This window comes from Aeromonas allosaccharophila (genome assembly GCF_000819685.1).
GTDB classification, from domain to species: domain Bacteria; phylum Pseudomonadota; class Gammaproteobacteria; order Enterobacterales; family Aeromonadaceae; genus Aeromonas; species Aeromonas allosaccharophila.
Genome location: NZ_CDBR01000115.1, coordinates 1 through 1,060, shown reverse-complemented (window position 1 = coordinate 1,060; position 1,060 = coordinate 1). Strand labels below are relative to the sequence as shown.

2 pseudogenes are annotated in these 1,060 nt (G+C 55.2%); one reads left to right on the top strand and one right to left on the bottom strand.

The annotated features are described in order from the left end of the window. Positions 1–98 precede the first annotated feature (98 nt). Positions 99–461, bottom strand: a pseudogene (locus BN1115_RS20520) (IS4 family transposase); the annotation flags it as partial. A gap of 73 nt (positions 462–534) precedes the next feature. On the opposite strand from BN1115_RS20520, the pseudogene BN1115_RS22030 reads away from it, so the two are divergent. Continuing rightward, positions 535–1,060: pseudogene (locus BN1115_RS22030) on the top strand (transposase); the annotation flags it as partial.

The window sequence follows — 1,060 nt, the reverse complement described above, 5'->3', positions numbered from 1 at the left end:
ATGTTTCCCAAATCAGCCATAAGGTTACAACGTCCCCAGCCCCAAGTGACAGCAACACTCGAGGCTGTCTGATAGGCAGACCAAGGGCTGTCTCTTGATCACAACTGTTGATGCTCAAGAGACAGGGCCAGTTCATAGCCTTCAAGGAGGGTCTGTAACCTAAACCAGCCCTCCCATAACACCGCTATAGAGGCTCGCCCCGTGCGCTTGGTGTCCTTCCAGCCCCCCAGTATCGCCAGGCTCTTGTACGCCCACGCCATATCGGGGGCTTCATTTGGCAGGGCCCTCTTCTCCATCTTCAACCACAGCAGCTTCCAGCTCTTTGTGCCAAACAGCCCTCTGCAGCTTTCTCCCTGCGCGGCAGGCTCCTCTTTGATAAATCGCAACTGCAGCAACCGTACCGCGATAAAGGCCAGGATGACGCTCATACGCGTCAGGTTCTCCCGACTCTGCATCCTCAACGCCTTGTAGTGGTCTAATCATCCCGGACACCATTTTAGGTGGTAGAGTCGCCACCATGACCTGAGGTGTTCAATGACAAGATTACGTCGCTCATTTACTGCCGAATTCAAACTCGAAGCCGCATCCCTGGTGCTCGACCAGGGATATTCTGTCCCCGAAGCCAGCCGTTCACTGGATGTCGGTGAAACCATACTTCGCCGCTGGGTTCAGCAACTGCAATCCGAACGAACCGGCACCACGCCTATCAGCAAAGCGCTGACCCCGGAGCAGCAGAAAATCCAGGAGCTGGAAGCCCGCATCCATCGGCTCGAGCGCGAAAAGGACATTCTAAAAAAGGCTACGGCTCTCTTGATGACGGACGAGTTCACACGTACGCGCTGATAGACCAATTAAGAGAGCAAGCCCCCATTACCCTGGTCTGCTGCGCTTTCGATGTTCCAACATCCTGTTTTTACGACTATCTGGCTCGCAAGCGGACGATTAACCGTGAGCGGATACAGCAACGCAGCGAGTTGCGCCGGTTGTTTAAAGAGAGCCGGGACTCGGCAGGCAGCCGCGCCTTGATGTCGATGATGCGGGAGTTGGGGTATCAGATTGG